The organism is Kitasatospora sp. NPDC058243, from assembly GCF_042882025.1.
Taxonomy (GTDB): domain Bacteria; phylum Actinomycetota; class Actinomycetes; order Streptomycetales; family Streptomycetaceae; genus Kitasatospora.
This window is the reverse complement of record NZ_JBHVWW010000053.1, coordinates 21,318-36,972: the sequence shown is the minus strand read 5'-3', so window position 1 is coordinate 36,972 and position 15,655 is coordinate 21,318. Positions and strand designations below refer to the sequence as shown.

Here is a 15,655-nt window from a genome sequence, read left to right as displayed (position 1 = left end):
ACCGGCCATGGGCAACACGCGGTGGCCGACCCCCGCGTAGCGTGATCGGCGAAGCCCGGTAGATTCTGACGCATGAGCCTCAATACCCGTGCCATCGCCGCCCTCGGCGCCGTCGTCGTGGTCGGTGCTGCCACGGTCGGCACGTCCGTCGCCATCGCGAGCGGCCAGACCGAGCACAGCTCCCACCGCGCGACCCTGACGGTCGGCAACTCCTCGATCGTCGCGGACCCGCTGTGCTTCAACGGCGGCAGCCCGATCACGGAGGACCTGCAGCAGGAGTGCCAGCAGAAGGCCACCCAGGCCCTCGCGGAGGGCACCCTCCCGACCTCCGACGTCGTGGTGAGCGACCGGGTCGGCGTCGGTGTCTCCCCGAACGTGGCTGACACGGGCTGGTGGGCCTTCACCAACGGCGGCTCGCAGGGCCAGGGCGGGCGCTTCAGCCTGTTCTCCTACGCCAAGGGCCCGACCTTCTCCGGCTCCCAGCCGGCGAGCCAGGTGCTGAACGCCTCCGGCAAGACCCTGGTCACCGTGGTCGAGGGCGACAAGAACTCGGACAACCCGGTCGCCGTCTGGTACTTCCAGCTGAACACCCAGGACAGCTGACGTTCCCGCGATGACCGCACACGCCGTCGCGGACGAGCGCAGCGAGCAGTCGGGCCCCGACCGGGCCCGGCTGCTCGTCGTCGTCGCGGTGCCCGCCGAGGCCGAGGCCGTCCTGCGCGGCCTGCCCGGCCCGGCCACCGTGCTGCCGTTGCCCGGCGGTGCGCTGCACCGCGCCGCGGGCGCCCCGGTGGACGTCCTGGCGGGCGGGGTCGGCCCGGCCGCCGCCGCGGCCGCCGCCTCCGCCGCGCTGGGCGCGCAGACGGCCTCGGGGGGCCGCTACGGCCTGGTCGTCTCGGCCGGGATCGCCGGCGGGTTCGCCCCGCACGCCCCGGTCGGCACCACCGTGCTGGCCGACGCGATCGTCACCGCCGACCTCGGCGCCGAGACCCCCGAGGGCTTCGCCGACGTCACCGAACTGGGCTTCGGCACCGTCCGGCACAACCCTCCCCCGGCCGCCGTCGCGCTGGCCGCCCGGGCCCTGGGCGCCGCCACCGGCCCGGTGCTGACCGTCTCCACCGTCACCGGCAGCGCCGAGCGGGCCGCCGCGCTGGCCGCCCGCCACCCGGGCGCCCTGGCCGAGGCGATGGAGGGCTTCGGCGTGGCCGAGGCCGCCGCCCGGTACGGCGTGCCGGTGCTCGAACTGCGGACCGTCTCCAATCCGGTCGGCCCGCGCGACCGGGCCGCCTGGCGGATCGGCGAGGCGCTGACCGCCCTGGAGCGGGCCTTCGCCGCACTGCCCGTCCACGAACTGATCGAGGAGGCCGGCCGTGGCTGAACGGCTGAGCATCGCGTACTCGCCCTGCCCGAACGACACCTTCGTCTTCCACGCCTGGGCGCACGGCCTGGTGCCCGGGGCGGACGCCCCCGAGGTGACCTTCGCGGACATCGACGTCACCAACGGCCTGGCCGAGCGCGGCGAACTGGACGTCCTGAAGATCAGCTACGGCGCGCTGCCCTGGGTCCTGGACGAGTACACCCTGCTGCCCTGCGGCGGCGCGCTCGGGCGCGGCTGCGGCCCGCTGGTGCTCACCCGGCCGGGCACGGACGCCCCCGCGGACCTCACCGGGAAGACGGTGGCGGTGCCGTCCGAGCGCTCCACCGCCTACCTGCTGTTCCGGCTCTGGGCCGCGAAGGCGGTGCCGGGCGGCTTCGGCGAGATCGTCGTCCTGCCGTTCCACGAGATCATGCCCGCCGTCCGGGACGGCCGGGTGGACGCCGGCCTGGTGATCCACGAGGCCCGGTTCACGTACCGGCAGTACGGCCTGCACAGCCTGGCCGACATGGGCGAGGCCTGGGAGCAGGAGACCGGCCTGCCGATCCCGCTCGGCGCGATCGTCGCCCGGCGCTCGCTCGGCGCCGAACGGCTGCGCGCGCTCACCGACGCCGTCCGCGCCTCCGTCCGGCAGGCCTGGGCGGACCCGGGCGCCAGCCGGGAGTACGTGCTGGCGCACGCCCAGGAGATGGACCCGGCCGTCGCCGACCAGCACATCGCCCTGTACGTGAACGAGTTCACCGCGGACCTCGGCGAGGAGGGCTACGCGGCCGTCCGCGCGCTGCTCACCCGGGCCGCCGCGGAGGGGCTGGTGCCCCCGCTCGACCCGGGTGCGCTGGCGTTCTGATCCCCCTCGGTCAGACGTCGAACTGGTCGGCCACCGCGCGCAGCAGGCCGGCCAGCTTCTGGCCGGTCGCCTTGGCCGGGTAGCGGCCGTGCTGGAGGCCCGGCAGCACCGCGTCCAGCGTGGTGATCAGGTCCTGGACGATCGGCGCCATGTCGTCGGCGCTCTTGCGCTGGGCGGCGGCCACCGACGGCAGTGCGTCCAGCAGTTGCACGGCCATCGCCTGGTCGCCGCGGTGGCCGGCGACCACGCCGAACTCGACCCGCTGGCCCGGCTTCAGCACGGTGACACCGGCGGGCAGCGCCTTGGTGTGGACGAAGACGTCGCCGCCGTCGTCGCGTGACAGGAAGCCGAAGCCCTTCGTCTCGTTGAACCACTTGACCTGGCCGGTGGGCATCTCGACAGTCCTCGAATGGGTGTGAGGGATCCCGGCCCTGGCCGGGGATCACTGGGTGGTGGGGAAGGCAGCCGACCTCGGCTCGGCGCCCGCGGGCGCTCATGGTCAGCACGCTGTCAGGAGCAGACTAACGGTCCGTCACTGCCTCATCCGCGTTCCGCGAAAGATCCGCGTTCCAAGGCCCGTTGGGGGCGGTACGGGCGCGGCGTTCTCGCGATCACGGGCGACCCGGTACTGGCACAGCCGGGGCGCGGCTCAGCACGGTCCATCGGCTCACACCCCCGGGTCTGAGGAAACGGGGCGCACGTGTCGCACCCCTCGGCACCCCCTGCATACCCCCGCCCAGCAGGGATCAAAACGTTCAGCTTCCGAGAAACTGCGCAACGTGACCGGACCGCTCCGGTGACGGGGCCCGGCGGCCGCTCTGCCAGACTGGACCGACCGCCCGACCAGCCCCGAGGAGCGAGCAGACGTGAGCAGCCAGAGCGCCGACCCCGGCGACGTGTACGTCAAGGCCGGGACGATCGTCTTCGGTCTGGGCGCGCTCGCCACCCTGGTCACCTTCGTCCCGCTGTTCCTGCACCTGACGCCGCTGCCGACGGCCGCGTACTGGCTGAGCATGCTGATGCCGGCGGGCTTCCTGGCCGCGCTGACCGGGCTGTTCCTGAACGCGCGGGCCCAGCGCCGCCGGGTGGAGTCCGCGGCCGCGTCCTAGAACGCGGCCCCGGGACCCGGCCCCAGGGCGTGCCCCGGGGCCGCGGCTCAGCCGGCCAGGTGGGCGTCGAGCCAGGCCGGGAACCCGGTGAGGTCCGCCAGCACCACGTCCGCCCCGGCCGCGCGCAGTTCGTCCGCGCTGTACGGACCGGTGGCCACGCACACCGCGACGGCGTCCGCGTGCCGGGCGCCCCGGATGTCGCCGAGGTGGTCGCCGACGTAGACGCTCGCGCCGTACTCGCGCAGCGCCTCGCCCTTGGTCTCCGCCCAGAGGTCGCCGACCAGCGCGTCCGCGTGCAGCCCGGCGTGCTCCAGGTGGAGGCGGGCGTTCGGCTCGTACTTGCCGGTGATCACCGCGACCCGGCCGCCGTGGTCGCGGACCGCCTCGACGGCGGCGTGCGCGCCGGGGAGGGCGACGGTCGGGGCGAAGGCGAGGTCGCGGTAGAGCTCGCGGTAGCGGGTGGCGGCGCGCTCCACCTCGTCCTCCGGGAACCAGTTGCGGATCTCGTCCAGCAGCGGCGGGCCGAGCCGGGTGACCACCAGGTCGGCGTCGATGCGGGCGCCGGTCTCGGCCGCGAGCGCCAGGTAGGTGGCGTGGATCCCCGGCCGGGTGTCCAGCAGCGTCATGTCGAGGTCGAAGCCGACGGTGAGCGGGGCGGTGCGGGTCTCGGGCATGCCGCCAGGCTATCCAACGGGCGGTTCGGGGAGCCGGGGCAATTTGCCCCGGCTTCCGACGGGAACTTAGGTTTACCTGAGTTGTCTGCGGAGAGGGCCCATGACCGACACCACCGCGCCACCCGGCGCGCGACGGACAGCGCGCCACCGAATACTGTGGCTCGCCGCCGCGCTGGCCGTCCTGGCCGCCGCGGTGCTGCTGAGCCTGGCGGTCGGCAGCCGCACCATCCCCTTCGGCGACACCCTCGACGCCCTGCTGCACGGCGGCGACACGGCCAACGCCGTCGTCGTCCGCGAGCTGCGGGTGCCGCGCACCGTCGTCGGGCTGGCCGTCGGCGCGGCGCTCGGCCTCGCCGGGGCCGTCATGCAGGGCCTCACCCGCAACCCGATCGCCGACCCCGGCATCCTCGGCGTCTCCCAGGGCGCGGCGGCCGGCGTGGTCCTCGCCATCTCCGGCTTCGGCGTCTCCACCCTCACCGGCTACGTCTGGTTCGGCTTCGCGGGCGCCGTGATCGCCACCGTGCTCGTGTACGGCCTGGCCGGGCGCGGCCGGGGCGGGGCCACGCCGATCAAGCTGGCGCTGGCCGGCTCGGCGATGTCCGCGTTCATCGCCTCGCTCAACACCATGGTGCTGACGACCGACGCGGCCACCATGGACCAGTTCCGCTTCTGGCACGTCGGCTCGCTCTCCGGGCGGACCTCGGACGTGGCCTGGCAGCTGCTGCCGTTCCTCGCCGTCGGCACGGTGCTGGTGGTGGCGGTGGCCCGCGGCCTGGACGCGCTCGCGCTCGGCGAGGACACCGCCAAGGGCCTCGGTGCCAAGACCGGCCTGGTCCGGGCGGTCGGCGCGCTCGGCGCGACGGTGCTGACCGGCTCGGCCGTCGCGGCCGCCGGGCCGATCGCCTTCGTCGGCCTCGCCGTCCCGCACGCGGCGCGGGCCGTCGCCGGCGCGGACCACCGCTGGGTGCTCGCCTTCTCCGCCGTCCTCGGCCCGGCCCTGCTGCTGCTCGCCGACACCCTGGGGCGGGTCCTCTTCCCGCCCTCGGAGGTCCCGGCGGGCGTGATGACGGCGCTCGTCGGCGTCCCGGTCCTGGTCGCGCTGGTGCGCCGCCGGAAGGTGGTCGCGTCATGAGCGCGCAGGGCGGGCGAACCGTCGGGCGCGGCGCCGTCTCCCCGCGCGGGTACGCCGTGCTGCGGGCCGGGCGGGCGTCCGTGCTGCTGCACCGCCGGTCGGCGGTGGTGGCGCTGGGCCTGCTGGTCGCGCTGGCCGGGACGGTCGTCGCCTCGCTCTGCCTGGGCGAGTCGGCCGTGTCGCCGGTCGAGGTGGTGAAGGTGGTGCTCGGGCAGCCGAGCCCGCACGAGCTGGTGGTCGGCGAGTTCCGGCTGCCCCGGGTGGTCGTGGGCCTGCTGGTCGGCACGGCGCTGGGGCTGGCCGGGGCACTGATCCAGACCGTCGCCCGCAATCCGCTGGCCAGCCCCGACGTGGTGGGCGTGACCTGGGGCGCGACCGCCACCGTCGTCGGGCTGATGGCGTACGGCGTGGTCGGCTCGACCGGTCAGGCCCCGTACGCGGCGGTCGCGGGCGGGCTGGTGGCCGGGCTGCTGGTGTACGCGCTGGCATGGCGGCGCGGCCTGCACGCGCAGCGCTTCGTGCTGATCGGGATCGGGATCAGCGTGGCCCTGTCCTCGCTGACCTCCGTGTTCCTGACCAAGGGCGACGGCTTCCAGGCGCAGGCCGCGAAGGTCTGGATGACGGGCAGCCTGAACGGCGCCGGCTACGACCAGGCCGGCTGGCTGGCCTGGGTGCTGCTCGCCGCCGTGCCCGTCGCCTTGTGGGCGGCGCGGGCGCAGCGCTCGATCTCCTTCGACGACGCGACGGCCGTCGGCCTGGGCCTGCGGCTGGACCGGATCCGCCTCGGCATGGCGCTGCTGGGCATCGTGCTGGCCTCGTGCGCGGCGGGCGCCGCCGGGCCGGTGGACTTCGTGGCGCTGATGGCGCCGCAGATCGCGCTGCGGCTGGTCCGGTCCGCGCAGGTCCCGCTGTTCTGCTCGGCGCTGACGGGCGCGCTGGTGGTCGTGCTGGCCGATCTGATCGCCCGGCGGCTGATGGCGCCGACCGAACTGCCGGTGGGCGTGGTGACCGGCATGGTCGGCGCGCCGTACTTGATGTGGCTGCTGATCCTCCCCCGAACTCCGTTCGGGGGTACCCCCATCCGTCGTGGAGGTTCCTGATGTCCGCTCACCGACTGGAGGCCCGGGGCCTCACCCTGGCCTACGAGGCGCGCACGGTCGTCGAGGGCCTGGACGTCGGCATCCCGGACGGGCGGGTGACGGTGATCGTCGGCCCGAACGCCTGCGGCAAGTCGACGCTGCTGCGGGCCCTGGGGCGCCTGCTGAAGCCGGTCCGGGGCGCGGTGCTGCTGGACGGCGAGGAGCTGGCGCGGATCCCGACGAAGCGGATCGCCCAGCGGCTGGGGCTGCTGCCGCAGTCGCCGACGGCGCCGGAGGGCATCTCGGTGGCGGACCTGGTCTCGCGGGGCCGCCAGCCGCACCAGAGCTGGTGGCAGCAGTGGTCGCCGGAGGACGAGGCGGCGGTGACGGAGGCGCTGGAGCGGACGTCCACGGCGGAGCTGGCCGAGCGCAGCATGGACGAACTGTCCGGCGGCCAGCGGCAGCGGGCGTGGATCGCGATGGCGCTGGCGCAGGGCACGGACATCCTGCTGCTGGACGAGCCGACCACCTACCTGGACATCGCGCACCAGGTGGAGGTGCTGGACCTGGTCCGCCGGCTGAACGTCGAGCGCGGCCGCACGGTGGTGGCGGTGCTGCACGACCTCAACCAGGCGGCCCGGTACGCGGACCACTTGGTGGCGATGCGGGACGGCCGGGTGGTGGCGCAGGGCGCGCCGACCGAGGTGGTGACGGCGGAGCTGGTGCGGGAGGTGTTCGGGCTGGAGTCGGTGGTGGTGCCGGACCCGGTGACGGGTACGCCGTTGGTCGTTCCGGGGGCCCCGTGGGCGGCGGCCGTGGACGCCTGACGGCAATTCCACACCAAACCGGACATAATCGGCGCGCCCCCGAAGCCTCACCGCCTGAGGACCGCCGATGCACCGGATCGCCCGCCGTTCGTTCCTCGCCGGTCTCGGCGGTGCCGCGCTCGCGGCCTGCACCACCCGGCGGCCGGCGCCGCCGACCGCCGACGGCCTGGGCGCGGCCGCCTCGCCCACCCCGGTGCCGCCGGTCACGGTGGACACGGCCACCGGGCCGGTGCTGGTGCCGGGCGAGCCGCTGCGAGTGGTCGTCCTCGACACGGACGTGCTGGACTCGGCGCTGACCCTCGGCATCACCCCGGTCGGCGCCGCGCTGCCGGCCGCCGACATCCGGTTCCCGGGCTACTGGCCGGCCTCCCGGGTCGCCGGGATCCACCGGGTCGGCCTGGCCGGCGCCCCGGACCTGGTCGCGATCCGGGCGCTGCGGCCGGACCTGATCCTCTCCAACCAGGCGCGCGACGGCGACCGCTACGACCAACTGCGGGAGATCGCGCCGACCGTACTCACCCAGACCACCGGCGCGCCGTGGAAGGCCGACTTCCAGGTGCACGCCCAGGCGTTGAGCCGGGAGGCCGCGGCGGCGGCCTTCGTCTCCTCGTACCAGCGGCACGCCAACCAGGTGGTGCAGGCCCTGTCGGCGGCGAAGGCGTCCGGCCGGAAGGTGAGCCTGGTGCGGTTCGTGGAGGGCGGCGGGATCCGGCTGTTCGGGAAGCAGAGCTTCCCCGGGATCGTGCTGTCGGACGCCCAGGTGGGGCGGCCGGACGCACAGAACGTCGACCAGTCCGACGTCGAGATCCCGCTGGACCAGATCGCGAAGGCGGACGGCGACCTGCTGCTGTACGCCACCTCCGGCGACCCGGCCCTGGCCGGCACCGACGCCGCGCTGGAGAGCCCGGGCTGGCAGGCGCTGGGGGCGGTCAAGGCGCACCGGGCGTTCCCGGTGGACGACCAGCTGTGGTTCCAGGGGATCGGGTACACCGGCGCCAACTTCATGCTGGCCGAGCTGCAGCGCTTCCTGGAGGCGTGACCCACCGCGCGGCGTCGGCGTAGCGGGCCGGGGAGGTGCCGACGGCGGCCGTGAAGTCGCGGGTGAGATGGGCCTGATCCGCGTACCCGAGTTCGGCCGCGAGCGCCGCCAGGTCCAACCCGCCGCCCGCGTCGGCGCGTTCGGCGGCCTCGTGGAGGCGGGCGCGGCGCAGCACCCACTTCGGGGAGGCCCCGACGTACTCGGCGAACAGCCGCTGGAGCCGGCGGACGGTGAGGCCCAGCTCCCGCGCCAGGTCGTCGACCCGGCACAGGTCGGGGGTGCCGGTGATCCGCTCCACCATGGCGGCGACCTCCTGCGCGACCGGGTCGGGCGCGGGCAGCCGGGGCAGCAGGAAGGCGTCCGCGAGGGCGGCCTGGTCCCGCGGCCGTTCACCGAGCACGTCCTCGTTGAGCCGGTCCGCCTCGGGGCCGAAGTAGGCGGCCGCGGGCACCGACCGGTCCGCGAGCCCGGCCACCGGGTGCCCGGCGAACGAACGGAACGCGCCCGGCCGGAACTTCACTCCCAGCACGTGCCCGGCGCCCTCCAGGCGGCGGACGAAGAGCGACCGGTCGACCCCGTAGACGCGGGCCCTCGGGGCCTCGAAGACCAGGTGCACGTTCGGGTGGGCGAGCACCTTCTGCTCGTACGGGGGCCGGCCGCGCAGGTCCCAGCGGACCAGCCAGTAGAACTCGACGAAGCGCGCCACGGCGGGGGCGGGCGCGCGCCGCTCCACCCTGATCGCCTCCGCCGCGCGGGCGGGGTGGAGCACGCCGCGTCCGAGGTCGGGAGAGTCCATACCCGCCAGGCTAGGCCTTGTCCGGTATGGACTCTCCGGGCCCGCGACGCCCGGGTTCCGGCGCCGGTCGGGGCGGCCGCACCCTGCCATAAGCTGGCACGGTGAGTAGCGAACCGGCCCCGCCCGAGGACACCGCCGTCGAGCTGATGCGCGCGATGACGCGGCTGCGGGCACGGCTGCGCACCGAGGCCCCGATCGACGACCTGCCGTGGAACTGGTCGCACCTGACCACCCTGCACCGCGTCGTGCAGCAGGGCCCGGCGACCGTGACCGAACTCGCCCAGGCCGAGCACGTGCGCCGCCAGTCCATGGCGGAGACCGTGGCCGCGCTGCGGGCCGGCGGCCTGGTCAGCGCCGCCAAGGACCCGAACGACGGGCGCAAGTCCCTCTTCAGCGCGACCCCGGCCGGAGCCGACCTGTGCGAGCGGATCCCGGCGGCGCGGGAGGCGTGGCTGGCCGAGGTGATCGGCTCCACCCTCCGGGCCGGCGAGCGCAAGACGCTCGACCGGGCCGCCGAGATCATGAACCGCCTGGCGGACAGCTAGCCCCTGTCCGGTTCGCCTGCGGTGGCTAGGTCCTGTCCGGTCCTAGGACTCGGCGAGTCGGCGGTCGCAGACGGTCAGGACGAGGAGGAGGGCGGAGATCGCGACCAGCACCCAGGCGATGGAGTGCAGGCCGCCGTCGTCCACCCGGTCGTGGAAGGCGGTGCCGGTGATCGCCGCCGAGGCGATGGAGCCGAGGTAGCCGAAGGTGCGCAGCAGCCCGGAGGCGGTGCCGACCGTGGCGGCGGGGGCCTCCTGGTAGAGGACGGTCTGGTTGGCGACCGTCCCGGCGCCGGAGGTCAGTCCGAACACCGCGCTGACGGCGACGACCGCCGCCATCGGGGTGCCGCCGCCCACGAACAGCACGGCCACGGCGCCGAACAGCAGCAGCACCGAACAGACGATCAACGGCAGCCGCACGCCCGTCCGTTGGGCCACCACCCGGGCGGTCACGGCGCTCAGGACGCCCATCGGCATCAGCGCCAGGCCGGCCTGGTAGGCGGACAGCCCGCGGGCCGCTTCCAGCCACTGGGTGAGCCCGTAGAGGATCACGTACGTCCCCATCAGCGTCAGGCCGTTGCGCACGTAGGTGCGGGTCAGGGCCCCGTTGGAGGCGAGCAGCCGGACGTCGAGGAACGGGTGGGCGGCGCGCAGTTCCCAGCCGACCAGCACGGCGGCGAGGACGAGGGCGGCGGCGAGCGCGGGCCAGTCCGGGCGCGGCAGGGCGGAGAGGAAGACCATCAGGGCGGTCAGCGAACCGCCGAAGCCCAGCATGCCGGGCAGGTCGAGGCGGGAGGCGAGGGCGCGGGGTGAACCGGGGCGCACCGGGTCGGGGTCCGACGCGATCCCGACCACCGCCAGGACCAGGGCGACGGCGGCGACCGGAATGTTGATCCAGAAGGCGGTCTGCCAGCCGAACCAGCCCACCAGCAGCCCGCCGAGGGCGGGGCCGACGGCGACGGTGGCGGCGCCGGTGATCGCCAGGCCGCCGAGCACCCCGCGCGGCGGGGCCTGGTAGCCGGCCTGTTCGGCGCGGCGGCGGATCAGCAGCATCGCGGCCGGGTAGCCGGCCGAGGTGCCCGCGCCGATCAGCACCCGGGCCGCGATCAGGGCGGCCATCGAGTGGGCCAGCGTGCCGACGATTCCGGCCGCGAAGACGAGCACGATCCCGGCGATGAAGATCCGCCGGGGCCCGAACTCCTCGGCGAGCCGCCCGGCGGCGGGCTGGGCCAGCGCGCTGGTGAGGTACAGGCAGGAGATCAGGACCGCGGTGTCCCCGACGGGGAGGTGCAGGGCGGCCGCGATGGCCACCAGCGCGGTCGCGATGATCGAGCTGTTGACCGGGTTGAGCGAGGCCCCCAGGTACAGCGGGACCACGAAGCGCGGGCCGAAGGGGTTTCCGGCGGGCGCCGGGGTCGTCTGCCGCGGGGTGCGGGTGTCGCCGGGGAGAGGCATGCCGGGTTCCTTCCGCTTCCTCCGGGACCTCTGCGACGGGGCGGGGCCTGCTGGGGAGATCCCGGCGGAGATGGGCAGGCTGCCTGCTGAATATTAGCAGTCTGCCTGCCTATTTTGAAGGGTTCGCCGTCGTCGGGGCGGGCCGCCGCGAGCCCCGGCCCGACGCTCCTGGTCAGGGCGCCGACCGTCGCGTTTCTTCAAGACCCGGCAGCCCCGACCGGCGCAGGATCGGGGCATGAACGATCACCCCACCCCGGACACCCACCCGCCGCACCCCCTGCACCCCCTGCTGGCCCGCGCCGCCGCGGCCGCCGCACGCGTCGCCGACGGCGTCCCGGCGGACCACCCGCTGGACGGCCCGACACCCTGCACGGACTTCGACACCCGCGCGCTCGTCAACCACTGGGTGCTCTACACCTCGCACGGCCTGGAGCACCGGGCCCGCCGCACCGAACTGCCCAAGGCGCTGGTCGACCACGACTTCACCGCCGACCCCGGCTGGCCCGCCGCCTACGCGGCCCAGCTGGACCGCGCCGTCGCGGCCTGGGCCGACCCGGCCGCCTGGGAGGGGGACGTCGACCTCGGCGGCTCCCCGGCACCGGCGGAGGGCGTCGCCCGGATGCTGATCGCGGAGCTCGTCCTGCACGGCTGGGACGTCGCCCGGGCGACCGGCGGTCGGATCGGGATCGACGAGGAGCTCGCGCAGCTGGTGCTGGAGGTCGTCGGGGAGAACGCCGAGCTGTACCGCCAGTACGGCGGGTTCGCCACCCCGGTGGCGGTGCCGGACGGCGCCCCGGCGCTGGACCGCGCGCTGGCCGCCTCCGGGCGCGATCCGCGCTGGAACGCCTGAGCGGCTGAGCGGCTGAGCGCTCAACCGGTTAGCCGGTCAGCCGGTCAGGCCCTCAGCCCGTCGCCCGCAGGGACGCGCGGAGCCGGGCGTGCAGCAGGCGCACGGCCGGCGAGTGCTGGCCGGGCCGGGCGACCAGGCCGAGGCGGGCCCGGACCGGCGCATCGGCGACGGGGACGGTCCGGAGGCCCTCGCCGGCGGCGGAGGAGGGGCTGAGGACGGCGACGCCGGCCCCGCGCTGGGCGAGCCGGAACAGCGTGGCCGGGGAGCTGGCGTCGATGTCCACCCGCGGTTCGAGGCCGAGTTGCAGGCAGGAGTGCTCGTAGGCGGCGCGGATGCCGGTGCCCGGGGAGAGGCAGAGGATCTTCTCGGACGCGAGGTCGGCGAGCCGGAGGGAGGGGCGGTCCAGGCGGTGGCCGGCGGGGACGATGGCGGCGATCGGCTCATCGACGACGACGGTGACGTCCAGGCCGGGGCCGGCCTCCTTGGCGAAACCGATCAGCGCCAGGTCGAGGGCGCCGGAGAGGACCTGCGCCTGGAGCAGCTCGGAGTGGCCCTCGTGCAGGCTCAGTTCGATGCCGGGGTGGGTGCGGCCGAGGTCGGCGACGACGTCGAGGAACGGCGGGATCGCACACCCCATGATCATCCCGAGCCGGACGCGGCCGCGGACGGCGTCGGCGAACTCGGCGGCGGTGTGCTGGATGGCTTCGAGCGTGGCGAGGGCGTCCTTGGCCAGCGGCAGGACGGCCTCGCCGGCGGGGGTGAGGCGGACCCGGCGGCCGGAACGGTCGAGGAGCAGCTGGCCCAACTCGCGTTCCAGCTTGCCGACCTGGGTGCTGATGCCGGACTGGCTCACGTGCAGGCGGGTCGCGGCGGCGGTGAAGGAGCCCTCGTCGACGACGGCCGCGAAGTAGCGCAGCTGGTGCATCTCCATAACCAACGATGATAGCTGGGATCTGATCCATCTGTTGGACGGATGGCGGAGTGCTCGGGAGGATGGAGGCATGACGACGACGAAGACTGCGCGTGAGATTTCCGAGACCTACTTCGCGGCCTGGCAGGCGGGCGACTTCGAGACGCTGCGGGGGCTGCTGGCGGAGGACGTCGACTTCGTGGGGCCGCTGGCCACGGTGTCGGGGGTGGAGAACGCCCTGGCCGGGCTGAAGGGGCTCGGGCAGGTCCTGGAGAAGATCGAGGTGCACGCCCGGGTGGTCGAGGGGGACGACGTGATCACCTGGTTCGACCTGCACACGAGCGTCGCACCGCCGGCGCCGACGGCGAACTGGAGCCACGTGGAGAACGGGCGGATCACCCGGATCCGGGTGACCTTCGACCCGCGGGAGCTGCTGGCGGGCTTCGCCCGCTGAGCGGCTGGGGCGCACCGCGCCGCCGGACCGAGGGACTGAGGGACTGAGGGGCTGAGGGACTGAGGGACTGAGGGGCTGGGCGATCCGCCGCCGGGCCAAGCAGGGCCAAGCGATCCGACCCACCGGGCCGGATCGCCCAGCCCTGCGGGTCGGATCGCGGCGGCCCCGACTACCGTCGCGCCAGCCGGCCGCGGACCGCCCAGGCCGCCGCGCCGAGGGCGAAGCCGTAGACCGCCACCAGGCCGTGCCCGTTGTCCTGGGCGAGCCACATGGCGAGGCCCAGCACCGGGACGCCGACGGCCAGGGCGCGTTCCTTGGGCAGGCGGGTGCGGGCGAGGAAGGCGAGGGCCAGGGTGGCGCCGAGGAAGTAGGTGGCGCCGGAGCTGCCGGCGAAGTTGCGGGGGTCGGTGCTGGGGCCGTCGCCGAAGCCGAGCAGGTCGTCGATCCGGCCGGGCAGCAGGACGCCCGCGAGGAAGAAGGCGAGGGTGAGCGGGCCGCCCCAGTACCACTGGGCGAGCGCGGCGACGGCGGCGAGGGTGGCGAGGTTCCACAGGCCGCCGCCGAGGCCGCCGTTCTGCAGGAAGACCGAGGTGAACTCGCGCCACCAGCCGGACTTGGCGGGGTCGGCGTCGAGCGCGTCCATGGCGCCGGACCAGAGCAGCTGGAGCAGCACGCCGCCGACGGCGAGCGCGGTCAGGGCGACCGCCGCCCACGGGATCGGCCGCCCCCGCAGCGTGTCCCGGCCGACCACGCCGAGCCCGCAGTTGACCATCATGACCATCAGCGCGGCCGTGGTCACGTTGAACAGGATCGCCCCCATGACTGCCCCTCCCCCATTGCATTCCAACACTGTTCGAAAACCGGGCAGGGCAAAGCTAGCACAGCTTTCGAACGGTGTTGGAAAACGTTGTACGGTGGAGCGATGAAGCTCACCAAGGAGCGCATCGTCGATGCGGGCATGGCCGTCTTCGCGGAGGTCGGCTACCACAACCTGTCCATGCGCCAGGTCGCCGACCGCCTCGACGCCCACGCCGGCAGCCTCTACTACCACGTGCGCGGCAAGGACGAGTTGCTCACCCTGATGGCCGACCGCGTCTGCCGACAGGCCTACGACACCGGCACCGGAGCCCTCGCCGCCCTCCCCCCCGACGCCACCTGGCGGGACCGGGTCGAGGCCCAGGCCACCACCCTGCGCCGCAGCATCCGGCAACACCCCGGCGGCGCACTGCTCCTCGCCGAGAGCCCCGGCGTCCTCAGCTCCGGCGGCCTCTCCCTGATGGAACGCCTGCTGCGCACCCTCCTCGACGCCGGCCTGCCCACCGTCCACTGCGGCATCGCCGCCGACATCCTGCTCAGCCACGTCACCGGCTTCGTCCTCCAGGAACAGAACCAGCCACCGGCCCCACCACCCGTCAGCGCCGAGCTCTACGCCGACCTGTGCGCGCAGTTCCCGCTGATCATGGGCGAGTTGATCCCCCGGATCAGCCAGGACGAGAAGTTCACCCAGAGCATCCGACTGCTCTGCACCGGCTTCGCCGCCCTCGTCCCGGGCCTCAGCCCTGCTGCGGCGGGCGACGGCGCAGGCTCAGCAGCAGCAGCACCACCGCCGACAGCACCGCCGACAGGCGCAGCACGCCCGGGGCCGCCGACCAGCTGATCTGGCTGAACTGCGCACCGGCCTGCACGCCCGCGCCGCCCTGGGCGCCGGGCTTGGCCTGCATGGCGTGCAGGGTGGCCGCGCTCATCGTGATCAGCGGAATCCCGAGGATGACGAACTTGCGCATCAGATCGGAGAGTTGGCGGGACAGGTAGCCGAGGGCCCAGCCCACCAGCATCGCCGGGAAGAAGCTCATGGCGGCGCCGCCGATCAGCAGCCCGCAGGAGAGGAGCACCAGCAGGGACGGCCGCCGAGCCCCGACGCCCGCACCCGCACTTGCGCCCGCATCGGCACCGGCCTGGCCGGCGGGGGCGGCCGGCTGCGCCTTCGCCTTCCCCGCGGCGGCCGCCCTCCCCTTGGCCTTGCGCTGCTTCTTCCCCTTCCCCGAAGCCGCCGCAACCGCCGCAGCCGCCCCCGCCGCAGCTCCCGCCGGATCGGCAGCCTGCGCGCCCGCCGCACCCACCCCGCCCCCGGCGCGCTGCTCGGGGATCGGCTTCGGCGGAGCCTGCGGCGAGTCCGAGAAGTTGAGCAGCACCAGATCCCAGCCGTTCGCGCCGGAGCTGTACACCTGGGGCGGCGGGATGGAGTCCGAATCGTCCTCGGGCCCGTCGAAACGCGACTTGTCCAGCTGTACGGGCGGCGCCCCGGCCCCCTGGGCGCGCGGCGTCCGGGGCGGATCCAGCGGCACCGACGGAGTCCCGCCGCCCGGCGCCGCCGTGTCGTACACGCTGTCCCCGTCGGAGGCGCCGGACGGACCGGAGGCGCCGGACCCACCCGACGCCCCCGGACCGCCCGAACCGCCCTTGTCACCGGCAGCACCGGCCCCGGCAGACCCGCCGGAGGCCCCCGCCCCGCCCCCCGAACGGCCGCTCCACGGCCCGCTCCTGCGCCACCACTCGCCGTCCGTCA

General features: G+C 74.7%; 19 protein-coding genes. 12 read left to right on the top strand and 7 right to left on the bottom strand.

Annotated elements, in window-relative coordinates; translation table 11 throughout:
• Positions 1-72: 72 nt before the first annotated feature.
• The 3 genes from ACFVX9_RS28255 to ACFVX9_RS28245 are packed head-to-tail and all read left to right on the top strand — an operon-like array spanning position 73 to position 2,222.
• Positions 73-603, top strand: coding sequence for a hypothetical protein (locus ACFVX9_RS28255; RefSeq protein WP_350877487.1), 531 nt, complete (start codon positions 73-75; stop codon positions 601-603).
• Positions 604-613: 10 nt separating this feature from the next.
• Positions 614-1,378, top strand: coding sequence for a futalosine hydrolase (locus ACFVX9_RS28250; protein WP_387984189.1), 765 nt, complete (start codon positions 614-616; stop codon positions 1,376-1,378).
• Entirely contained in the window at positions 1,371-2,222 is an 852-nt protein-coding gene (locus ACFVX9_RS28245; protein WP_380482480.1) for a 1,4-dihydroxy-6-naphthoate synthase, read from the top strand. Before ACFVX9_RS28250 ends, ACFVX9_RS28245 begins: the two co-directional genes overlap by 8 nt.
• Positions 2,223-2,232: 10 nt before the next feature.
• Here the strand turns inward: ACFVX9_RS28245 and ACFVX9_RS28240 are convergent, their stop codons facing one another.
• A complete protein-coding gene (locus tag ACFVX9_RS28240; RefSeq protein WP_063348207.1) occupies positions 2,233-2,616 on the bottom strand; it encodes a cold-shock protein in 384 nt (127 codons plus the stop codon).
• Positions 2,617-3,088: 472 nt separating this feature from the next.
• Between ACFVX9_RS28240 and ACFVX9_RS28235 the strand changes: the two genes are divergently transcribed.
• Positions 3,089-3,331 carry a hypothetical protein gene (locus tag ACFVX9_RS28235; protein WP_063348208.1) on the top strand — a complete coding sequence of 81 codons (243 nt, stop codon included), beginning with the start codon at positions 3,089-3,091 and terminating at the stop codon, positions 3,329-3,331.
• A gap of 47 nt (positions 3,332-3,378) precedes the next feature.
• Here the strand turns inward: ACFVX9_RS28235 and ACFVX9_RS28230 are convergent, their stop codons facing one another.
• A complete protein-coding gene (locus tag ACFVX9_RS28230) occupies positions 3,379-4,005 on the bottom strand; it encodes an HAD family hydrolase (protein WP_363377331.1) in 627 nt (208 codons plus the stop codon).
• Between the two features lie 100 nt (positions 4,006-4,105).
• Between ACFVX9_RS28230 and ACFVX9_RS28225 the strand changes: the two genes are divergently transcribed.
• From ACFVX9_RS28225 to ACFVX9_RS28210, 4 genes are all read left to right on the top strand, one after another.
• Positions 4,106-5,137 (top strand): iron ABC transporter permease, encoded by a 1,032-nt coding sequence (locus ACFVX9_RS28225; RefSeq protein ID WP_350877476.1) that lies wholly within the window; start codon positions 4,106-4,108, stop codon positions 5,135-5,137.
• Positions 5,134-6,237, top strand: coding sequence for a FecCD family ABC transporter permease (locus ACFVX9_RS28220; protein ID WP_380374822.1), 1,104 nt, complete (start codon positions 5,134-5,136; stop codon positions 6,235-6,237). The genes ACFVX9_RS28225 and ACFVX9_RS28220 overlap by 4 nt, the downstream gene beginning before the upstream one ends.
• Complete coding sequence (locus tag ACFVX9_RS28215) at positions 6,237-7,043, top strand: ABC transporter ATP-binding protein (protein ID WP_063348212.1); 807 nt, start codon at positions 6,237-6,239, stop codon at positions 7,041-7,043. The genes ACFVX9_RS28220 and ACFVX9_RS28215 overlap by 1 nt, the downstream gene beginning before the upstream one ends.
• Before the next feature lie 67 nt (positions 7,044-7,110).
• On the top strand, positions 7,111-8,082 hold the full coding sequence (locus tag ACFVX9_RS28210; RefSeq protein ID WP_380482469.1) for an ABC transporter substrate-binding protein: 972 nt from the start codon (positions 7,111-7,113) through the stop codon (positions 8,080-8,082).
• Here ACFVX9_RS28210 and ACFVX9_RS28205 read toward each other — a convergent pair.
• The gene (locus tag ACFVX9_RS28205) at positions 8,045-8,878 is read right to left on the bottom strand and encodes a DUF6597 domain-containing transcriptional factor (RefSeq protein ID WP_380482466.1); all 834 of its coding nucleotides are present in this window, start codon (positions 8,876-8,878) and stop codon (positions 8,045-8,047) included. The genes ACFVX9_RS28210 and ACFVX9_RS28205 overlap by 38 nt on opposite strands.
• A 101-nt stretch (positions 8,879-8,979) precedes the next feature.
• On the opposite strand from ACFVX9_RS28205, the gene ACFVX9_RS28200 reads away from it, so the two are divergent.
• Positions 8,980-9,423, top strand: coding sequence for a MarR family winged helix-turn-helix transcriptional regulator (locus ACFVX9_RS28200; protein WP_371517520.1), 444 nt, complete (start codon positions 8,980-8,982; stop codon positions 9,421-9,423).
• 42 nt (positions 9,424-9,465) lie between these two features.
• On the opposite strand, the gene ACFVX9_RS28195 is transcribed toward ACFVX9_RS28200, so the two are convergent.
• On the bottom strand, positions 9,466-10,875 hold the full coding sequence (locus ACFVX9_RS28195; protein WP_387984187.1) for an MFS transporter: 1,410 nt from the start codon (positions 10,873-10,875) through the stop codon (positions 9,466-9,468).
• A 235-nt stretch (positions 10,876-11,110) separates the two neighbouring features.
• Between ACFVX9_RS28195 and ACFVX9_RS28190 the strand changes: the two genes are divergently transcribed.
• A complete protein-coding gene (locus ACFVX9_RS28190) occupies positions 11,111-11,725 on the top strand; it encodes a TIGR03086 family metal-binding protein (protein ID WP_380374817.1) in 615 nt (204 codons plus the stop codon).
• A gap of 52 nt (positions 11,726-11,777) precedes the next feature.
• On the opposite strand, the gene ACFVX9_RS28185 is transcribed toward ACFVX9_RS28190, so the two are convergent.
• Positions 11,778-12,656: a LysR family transcriptional regulator gene (locus ACFVX9_RS28185; RefSeq protein ID WP_363377335.1), complete on the bottom strand. Its 879-nt coding sequence runs from the start codon at positions 12,654-12,656 to the stop codon at positions 11,778-11,780.
• Between the two features lie 70 nt (positions 12,657-12,726).
• Here ACFVX9_RS28185 and ACFVX9_RS28180 point away from each other — a divergent pair, with 70 nt between their 5' ends.
• A complete protein-coding gene (locus tag ACFVX9_RS28180) occupies positions 12,727-13,089 on the top strand; it encodes a nuclear transport factor 2 family protein (RefSeq protein ID WP_380341650.1) in 363 nt (120 codons plus the stop codon).
• Positions 13,090-13,258: 169 nt separating this feature from the next.
• Here the strand turns inward: ACFVX9_RS28180 and ACFVX9_RS28175 are convergent, their stop codons facing one another.
• Positions 13,259-13,909, bottom strand: coding sequence for a hypothetical protein (locus ACFVX9_RS28175; RefSeq protein WP_380374815.1), 651 nt, complete (start codon positions 13,907-13,909; stop codon positions 13,259-13,261).
• Positions 13,910-14,011: 102 nt separating this feature from the next.
• On the opposite strand from ACFVX9_RS28175, the gene ACFVX9_RS28170 reads away from it, so the two are divergent.
• On the top strand, positions 14,012-14,746 hold the full coding sequence (locus tag ACFVX9_RS28170) for a TetR/AcrR family transcriptional regulator (protein WP_380374814.1): 735 nt from the start codon (positions 14,012-14,014) through the stop codon (positions 14,744-14,746).
• Here the strand turns inward: ACFVX9_RS28170 and ACFVX9_RS28165 are convergent.
• Positions 14,643-15,473: a hypothetical protein gene (locus ACFVX9_RS28165; RefSeq protein WP_387984184.1), complete on the bottom strand. Its 831-nt coding sequence runs from the start codon at positions 15,471-15,473 to the stop codon at positions 14,643-14,645. The genes ACFVX9_RS28170 and ACFVX9_RS28165 overlap by 104 nt on opposite strands.
• Between the last annotated feature and the right edge of the window lie 182 nt (positions 15,474-15,655).